An 8,664-nucleotide genomic window follows, 5' to 3' on the forward strand; every position below is an offset into this window, starting at 1 on the left:
TCATTCACCTTTTAAAAATCAATGAAAATACATATAAAAAAAAAAAAAAAAGTCTTCATATTTTATAAAATGAAAGTACCCAAGCCTATATTCTGATAGGACTTCTACTGAGGGGAAACTTGTGCTTCTAAAATAGGAAATCACGACTTACAATAATGGGTTAACGAGAATCAATTATAGAAATTCTGTTTTATCATGTAAGTCTCCATATACTAAAAATACCATGAACACTGGGTTCATGGCACTATAATTTTGTATACTTTTGTATGAAAACAATTGTAGACAAAAAAATAATATCAAACTAAACCCTTCAAACTTTTTGAAGGGTTTTACTATTACCTATTTTTTGTTTGAAGATAGTATAGGTAACTCAAGGGTGGTTGGCTCACTTCCTTCGAAAGGAGGTGGCGCCATGTCAGTATTTGAAGCAGCTATGATAGCAATAACTTTTGCCGTACTAGTTGTATCAATTCTTACATTTAACCATAAAAAATAACCCACCCTTGAGTTAGATGCACAAGATGGGTTACTTCTCCATATTTAGCTGACGCCCTTGAAGGGAACCTGCTATTGCAAGACCGTTTGATGCTAGACACATCATACGGTTCTTTTTTATTGTATGGTTAGCTTAAATTTTATTATACCATAATGATAAAGACAATGAAGAGTTAGACTCTACCTTTTTCATTCCTATCGTTTGGTTCTATGTCACCCCTCGATAGTGACAGGTAACCTTACTTGAGTTGTATTTATGTGTAGAACACTGGCACCTTCATTGGGCGTCATGAACTTTCTAACCATTTTTCAAGTAATTCTTCAAGCACCGTTTCTTGCTCCTCTTTTTGAGACAGTAACTGTTCATACACTTCCCAATCTTCTTCGTTTTCTATTCGCTCTTTCAATATGGCGATTGCCGCTTCAAGTTCTGCGACTTCTTCTTCAATTGGACGTGACAATATTTCTTTCGTAGTTGATGACTTAGTTTTCCCCTCCAATTTCACCTTATTGTCTTGAATATTTTGCTTCACATCGTCCATCCGACTTATTTTACTTTCTACATTCAATTGGTTTCTAGCTTGCAGTTCATCCCACTTACCTCGCGCCCACTCGTAAGGACCTTCAAAAGTGGTCAATTCACCACTATCGAGCCAAGCAGTTCGGGGGAATAACTTATTTAAAAAATAACGATCATGAGACACAGCTAATATGGTCCCTTGGAAATCTTCCAATGCTTCTTCGAGAACTTCACGTGAATCAATGTCTAAATGGTTGGTTGGTTCATCGAGCATTAACAAGTTGACATCTTGATACATGAGCTGTGCTAATCTTAAACGCATACGTTCACCACCGCTTAAGTCACCTACTCGTTTAAAAACATCTGGTCCGTAAAACATAAAACGTGCCAACACATGACGTGCATCTCCTTCAAACATAGAGACTTCATCTCGGAAAACATCGATTAAACGTGCTTTCGGGTTCGTAATTTCAAAATGCTGTGACAAGAAACCAACGCGCACATTGCTTCCTAACCGAGCCACACCTGAATCCGTAGCTAATTCGCCTCGTAACAGTTTTAGAATCGTCGATTTTCCTGTGCCATTTCGACCGACTACTGCGATACGATCTTTCCAATAGACATTAAAATTGGCATCGCGGAGCAATACATTTTCACCAAAGCCTTTTGTTACATTTTCCATCACGACGACTTCTTTCCCGCTTCTTGATGCGGCATCAAATGTTAATGTCATTTTTTTCGGATCAATCAATGGTTTCCGCACTTTTTCCATACGTTCTAATGCACGTTCCATATTACGTGCACGTCTATGCAATGCAGCGCTTGGTGGAACTGCTTCATTTGCCCATTGACGCAATCGTTTTATGGCATCTTTCATTTTCTTTATCTTTTTCTGTTGTTCTTCAAACTCTTGGAATTCCTGCATAAGTCGTTGTTCTTTTTGAATGATAAATGAAGAATAATTGCCATGATATAATGACAATTCACCTTCTTCAAGATCTGCTATTTTCATGACAACTTGATCTAAAAAGTAGCGGTCATGCGAAATTAGGACAACTGTTCCTTCATAGGCAACTAAATATTGCTCTAGCCATTCTACTGCAAATAAATCCAAGTGATTTGTTGGTTCATCTAGCAACAATAGATCTGGTTTTGATAGCAATATTTTACCGAGCATGATTTTAGTTTGTTCCCCTCCACTAAGACTGGTGAACGAACGATTGACAAATGAAATTAACTGTAAGCCTTGAACAACTTTTTCAATGTCTGTATCCATTGTATAGCCGTCACGTCGAGTAAACTCTTCTTGGATATCCCCATATTGCTTCAATAGTTTTTCCATATCATCCGGTGCGACTTTTATCATTTTTTCCTCAAGAGATTTCATTTTATCCTGAAGTGTGACTAGTTCTTCAAATGCCATTAACAGGACATCATGACCTGTAATTTCTTCTGAATAAGAAGGGATTTGAGCTAAGTAGCCTATTTTTGTACCTTTTTTAAAATGAATACTTCCTTGATCAGGCGTTTCTATTCCTGCAAGTAATGTAAATAATGTAGTTTTTCCTGAACCATTTCGACCGACTATTCCTAATTTATCGCCCGTTTTGATGGCTAATGAGAGATTTTCAAATATTAAATTGCCACCTAGCATTTTGCTAATTTCTTGTATAGTACAAATCATTTTTTCGCTTCCTTTCGATTTATCACAGCTGGAAGCATCGCAATGCGTTAAAGTCCACTCTAGCTCGACAACGTCGCTGGTAATATGAAAAAGGACCCGCGTATTAGACTTTGGAGCTATAAAGATCAAATTTTCTTTATCCAATAATCTTAATAAGCACGAAAAAAAGACTGCTCGAATAGAGCAGTCTTTCCCGTTTCAATCGGTAAGAAAAGAATGTCTACTCAGCTGTGATATTCATGGTATTGTCTAAAATGGACAGACCCGTCCCGTAATCAGCAATTTCATGAGTAATTGCACATGAAACGGATAAAAATTCCAATATAAATCCATGTGCAGTCACAGCGTTTTTCATTCTTTCTCACCTCCGTTCATCAATTTAACATATTTTATCATATTTATTTTCCAATATCAAATAGCCATTTGGAAACATCCCGCTAGGATTAAAACCGTTATTCAAATACTTCAACCGGAATCCCTCTGCTAGCTACCAATTGAACTTGATTCTAATTCTTGAATAGTCTCTACTATGTGTACACCACGTTTTTTCATTTCTATAATATATGCGTCCCCAGGTACAATTTGCTCTGGAGGATAGACTCCACGTTTAGTAATTTCACCATTTCCAATCATTTGGGCTACAACAGAAATCGTGTTTGCAGTTGCTCGCGCCATTGCTGTCACTTGATCTGTCAAATCTTTCTTTGTGACCATTTCGTATTCATACGTAGTTAAATCCCCATCTTTAACACCGGATACAATAACACGTAGTAACACTGCATCTTGTTTTTCCCCAAGTAATAATCCAGGTGTTAAAGCTTCCATTAACACTTCACGGGTGCGTATCGATTTTCCGTCTATTTCAACCTTTGTTTCTTTATTCGTTAAACCAAGGTCTACTAACACCTTAAACTTTTCAGCATGTCCTTTGTAACGAATTGTTTTATATTCAAGGGTCTCCACATTCGGAAAAGATTTAGTTAACGTTGATGTTCCTCCTGAAGTATGGAAAGCCTCAAGTTCGTCAAAATCATCAAAGTGAATCGATTCAATTTCAGATAATGAAGCAATTTCACGTAATTCACCGTTTCGTATTACATGGGAGGTGTCGGTATAATGATCTAGAACGCCTTCTAATGAAAACACGATGTTGTATTTCAATGGACCTTCTGGGTTAACCGGAATTCCACCTACATAAAGTTTAATTGACTGCACTTCGTCCAATTTGTTGGCACCATATCCTGATAAGATGTTAATCATTCCTGGAGCTACTCCTAGATCTGGAATAATTGTAACCCCTTTGACACTTGCTTCAGTAGCTAGATTTAGAACAGCATCTGTTGCCCCACCAATGTGACCACCTAGATCCACAGAATGTACACCCAATTCTACTGCTGTGCGGGCTACTTTTTCATTAAACGAATAAAATAATGCGTTAATGACGACGTCACCTTTACTCATGACATCTTTTAAATCCTTATCATTGTTGGCATCTAAACGGACTGCTTCAATTTTAGTTGATTGAATTTCAGCTATAAATGCTTCCACTTGTTCCATTCGAAAATCGGCTAAAAAAACTTTCTCTACAGTCCCGCTTTTGACTAAATCACGAGCTACTTCTTTCCCCATTAATCCTGCACCTAATACAACCACTTTCATTTTTACATCCCCTTTTCAGAAAATCGTCTATGAAATTATTGTGACGTGTTTATTAGTTCATTCAAAAATGATTGGTTATGAGTTATCAATTTGAGCTCGTTGCAACTTGCCGCTAAAATCAACATAAATACTCTTCCACTCGGTGTAAACATCTAAAGCTGCTACCCCAGAATCACGGTGCCCATTACCCGTTCCTTTTGTACCACCAAATGGTAAATGAATTTCAGCACCTGATGTGCCTGCATTAACATAAATAATCCCTGTGTCTAAGTCCCGCTGTGCTTTAAATATCGTATTTACATCACGTGAAAAAATACTGCTAGATAAACCAAATACCACGCTGTTGTTCACTTCAATGGCTTCTTCTAAACTTGAAATTCCGATGAGTGATACAACCGGACCGAAGATTTCTTCTTTGGCAATTCGGCTTTCTTTATCAACGTTTGTGAAAAGAGTTGGGGCATAATAATTTCCCAATGCTAATTGACCGTCAGATAGAATCTCACCGCCAGCAAGTAATGTGGCACCTTCATCTATTCCAATCTGGACATAACTGTGAATTTTCTCTAATGCATTTTTATTTATTATAGGACCAATTTTCACGGATTCATCCATTCCATCGCCTATCGTCAAGTGTTTCATTGCTTCTAGAAGACGCTGTTCAAGTTCTTCTTTTACATCTTTATGAACAATAACGCGGCTACATGCGGTACATCGTTGTCCTGCAGTACCAAATGCACTCCAAAGAATACCTTCAACAGCTAAGCCAAGATCGGCATCGTCCATTACAATCACTGCATTTTTTCCGCCCATTTCAAGCGATACTTTTTTCAAATGACGTCCACCTAATTCTGCTACAGAACGCCCTGTTTCTGTTGATCCTGTAAAGGAAATGACTTTCACATCTGGATGTTCAATCATCGCTGTACCAACTGTTGATCCAGAACCGAACACGATGTTCGCTACTCCTGCAGGAAGCCCTACTTCTTCAAAAATCTTCGCCATTTCATAAGCCATCATTGGTGTGTCTGTTGCAGGCTTCCACAAGAACGTATTACCAGAGACTATTGCTGGGAACGACTTCCATGTTGCAATGGCCACAGGAAAGTTCCATGGGGTAATGAGACCTACCACTCCAATAGGTGCACGAACACTCATAGCAAATTTGTCTGAAAGTTCAGATGGCGTTGTTTGTCCGAATAATCGACGACCCTCTCCAGCCATGTAGAATGCCATATCAATTCCTTCTTGTACTTCTCCGCGACCTTCTTCAATAACTTTGCCCATTTCTTTCGTCAAAACTTGCGAAAGATGTTCTTTCTTTTCTTTCATAATACGACCTATTTCATATAAATAATCTGCTCTTTTAGGAGCAGGAACAAGAGCCCACTTCTTTTGGGCAACCTTTGCGGCTGCAACAGCTTTATTTACATCGTCTATTGTTGATAGTCGAACTTGTGCTAATTCTTCTCCATTTGCAGGATTCGTCACAGAAACGTATTTAGCATTTCCCGCTTCTTGCCACTTTCCATCAATATAATTATTTAATTGCATAATTCTTTACCCCTTTCGATTCGAGAATATTCACTCTATGTATACCTATTCGACAAGACTATTTTTAATCCTTTTCTATTAAAATAATTTCTTATTTTAGCTCCTTTAATGTTGATAAAATGAATCTTTTTGTTCCGACAAGCGTATGAATACTAGAATTTAATTTTAGGAGGAAGAGACAAGTGAATAACCACCAAATTGATTACAAGTTATATGGGGATGATATGCAGTTCGTGGAAGTAGAACTTGATCCGAAAGAAACAGTCATTGCTGAGGCTGGTAGCTTAATGATGATGGAAGATGGCATTGCGATGGAAACAATATTTGGAGACGGTTCGAATAGTTCATCAAATAGCGGGTTAATGGGGAAATTAATGGGCGCTGGAAAGCGATTGATAACAGGGGAAAGTTTATTCATGACGACTTTCACTAATAGTGGTTCAGGAAAAAAGCATGTATATTTTGCTTCACCTTATCCAGGGAAAATCATTTCTATGGATTTGAGTGAATTGGGTGGAAAAATAGTTTGTCAAAAAGATGCGTTTTTAGCTGCCGCTAAAGGTGTGTCAGTCGGCGTTGAATTCCAACGTAAACTAGGTACAGGATTTTTTGGTGGAGAAGGGTTCATTATGCAAAAACTTGAAGGTGACGGGCTAGCCTTCCTCCATGCTGGGGGGACAATACACAAGAAGATATTACAACCTGGAGAAGTGTTACGAGTCGACACCGGATGCCTAGTTGCAATGACAAAAGAGATTGATTACAACATAGAAATGGTAAAAGGTGTTAAAACGGCTTTATTTGGAGGAGAAGGATTATTCTTAGCAACACTTCGAGGACCAGGAACCGTGTGGGTTCAATCTTTACCATTTAGTCGATTGGCAAGTCGCGTATTTGCAGCAGCACCACAAACACCTGGCGGAGGTTCAAAGGGTGAAGGAAGTCTAGCTGGAGGATTGTTTGATATTATTGGCGGGAAATAAGAGAATAAGAAAAACAGGTGAAAGTGTAAAAAGCTGTGCAGTGTTTGTTAAAAACATCTGCACAGCTATTTTCGCTTACTCTTTAATAATCATTTTTTGTAAATCACTACCCATTAAGATACTGACATTCTACTCTTCATTCGCCATAAGAAATAGAGTACCGGTAATATAAGAAACGCGGAGGCTGTGATTCCTCCCGAGATGGACGTATACAATGCTAATAATCCTACGAGTGGTCCACCCGCAATCTGACCAAAGGCATCTAGTTGACCGAACATTGATAAAGTGGTTGCTCGACCTTTTGACGCAAGTCTTTCGTTTGTAATTATGCTCATTAGTGGATAATTTACGTTACGAAGTGTGCTTGTAATCCAGTACATAACAACTGCTAACCAGAAATGACCTGTCCATGCAAAAACAAACATCGTTGCAATTAATATGGTATTCATGATTAATAACACCTCAGCATAACGGCCATTTACATATTTTTCGACCAATCGAAGAACTACGATATTCAGTAAAAAGGCAATAGCATAGAATGTACCGAACCAATAGATGGACTCTCCTACTGACATGTTATAATCCTTTATGAAATGCGCACCATACAAACGATCAAACCCTTCGCTTGCAAGTCCCCAGAATAAAGTAACCATCGCAATACTAACCAACACGGTATTGCCTCTGATTTGTGAAACCCCTGTTTGAATAGTATTTATCATATGGGTCACACCTGAGACACCTTTTTCACGTGTCACTTTAATGAACTTGGTTTCAGGAAGTTTGATATATGCCCAAATCGCTAAAATGACTAGCATCGCGCCTGCAAACAAAATTGCTATCTGAACTGTCCAAATGGACGCGATTCCAACACTTGCTAGTATCGCTGTAAATCTTCCAAATGAACTGAACTGTGCGCCTTTTAGAAAGACTGTTTCTAATTCTTTTCCTTCTACTTCATCTGCTATCCATGCCTGTTCAGCTCCGCTTATAAATGTCCATCCGATTCCCCACATAGCTGAAGCAATCGCAATTGCCCAGAACTCTGGAGTACTTCCTTCCAAGATATGAGAAAATCCAATGATAAGCGTACCTAAGGCTAATGAACGCTTGCGTCCAAAATGGTCAGCATATAATCCCGTTGGCATTTCAAACAAAAGCACGGAAACTTCCATAATGGTACCGATAAGGACAAGTTGTAGTGCATTTAAATCGGCTTGTGTTACATAATAAATTGCGTTTAGTGTAAACACCATTTGTATTAAAAATGACCTTGTACTTGTTACTGTGTAATAAAAATTTTGTATACTCACTTTTATGTTTTCCTCCGATTTTATCGATCTAGTTTGATCTCAAATCGGAGTTCATATCTTTATCCCAACATGCCCTCCGATTTGAATGGTGAAGTTAATGTTGTGCTTTTCATATTCATCGCTCCCTTATATAAACTTTTTTTATTATAAATTTTATTCAAATATTTGTCACTATATATTTACATCTTCGAACTACTTTTATCATGATACTAACTTCATTCTTCGGGACTTCAGGTGCCAATGGTACGTTATAAATTTTTGATAGTATTGATGCATCCTGAACAGCAATTTGAAACTTATTACTAACTAAGAACGCTTTGTTAATAGAAATGTTTATCTATACAATTAATTCATAATAGTTCGACGATAAGGTGGATTAATGAAAAAGTCGAATTAGTTTTATATAATAGTCAATTTCATAATAAAAAATCTAGTAATAATATCCGAACAAAGTTGATT

The 8,664-nt window shown here is 37.7% G+C and carries 6 protein-coding genes; 1 reads left to right on the forward strand and 5 read right to left on the reverse strand.

What is annotated here, in order from left to right:
- Positions 1-782 precede the first annotated feature (782 nt).
- The 4 genes from abc-f to B371_RS0103545 all read right to left on the reverse strand — a co-directional run bounded on the left by abc-f (position 783) and on the right by B371_RS0103545 (position 5,912).
- Positions 783-2,699: a ribosomal protection-like ABC-F family protein gene (gene abc-f, locus B371_RS0103530; RefSeq protein WP_019412932.1), complete on the reverse strand. Its 1,917-nt coding sequence runs from the start codon at positions 2,697-2,699 to the stop codon at positions 783-785.
- Between the two features lie 220 nt (positions 2,700-2,919).
- Positions 2,920-3,054 carry an RAxF-45 family protein gene (locus B371_RS24265; RefSeq protein ID WP_019412933.1) on the reverse strand — a complete coding sequence of 45 codons (135 nt, stop codon included), beginning with the start codon at positions 3,052-3,054 and terminating at the stop codon, positions 2,920-2,922.
- Between the two features lie 128 nt (positions 3,055-3,182).
- Positions 3,183-4,358, reverse strand: a complete 1,176-nt coding sequence (locus tag B371_RS0103540; protein WP_019412934.1) for a saccharopine dehydrogenase family protein — start codon at positions 4,356-4,358, stop codon at positions 3,183-3,185.
- 75 nt (positions 4,359-4,433) lie between these two features.
- Positions 4,434-5,912 (reverse strand): aldehyde dehydrogenase family protein, encoded by a 1,479-nt coding sequence (locus tag B371_RS0103545; RefSeq protein ID WP_019412935.1) that lies wholly within the window; start codon positions 5,910-5,912, stop codon positions 4,434-4,436.
- Between the two features lie 182 nt (positions 5,913-6,094).
- Between B371_RS0103545 and B371_RS0103550 the strand changes: the two genes are divergently transcribed.
- Positions 6,095-6,895 (forward strand): TIGR00266 family protein, encoded by an 801-nt coding sequence (locus B371_RS0103550; RefSeq protein WP_019412936.1) that lies wholly within the window; start codon positions 6,095-6,097, stop codon positions 6,893-6,895.
- A 113-nt stretch (positions 6,896-7,008) separates the two neighbouring features.
- On the opposite strand, the gene B371_RS0103555 is transcribed toward B371_RS0103550, so the two are convergent.
- Complete coding sequence (locus tag B371_RS0103555) at positions 7,009-8,205, reverse strand: MFS transporter (RefSeq protein WP_019412937.1); 1,197 nt, start codon at positions 8,203-8,205, stop codon at positions 7,009-7,011.
- Positions 8,206-8,664 lie beyond the last annotated feature (459 nt).

This window comes from Paenisporosarcina sp. TG20, assembly GCF_000286315.1.
Classification (GTDB): domain Bacteria; phylum Bacillota; class Bacilli; order Bacillales_A; family Planococcaceae; genus Paenisporosarcina.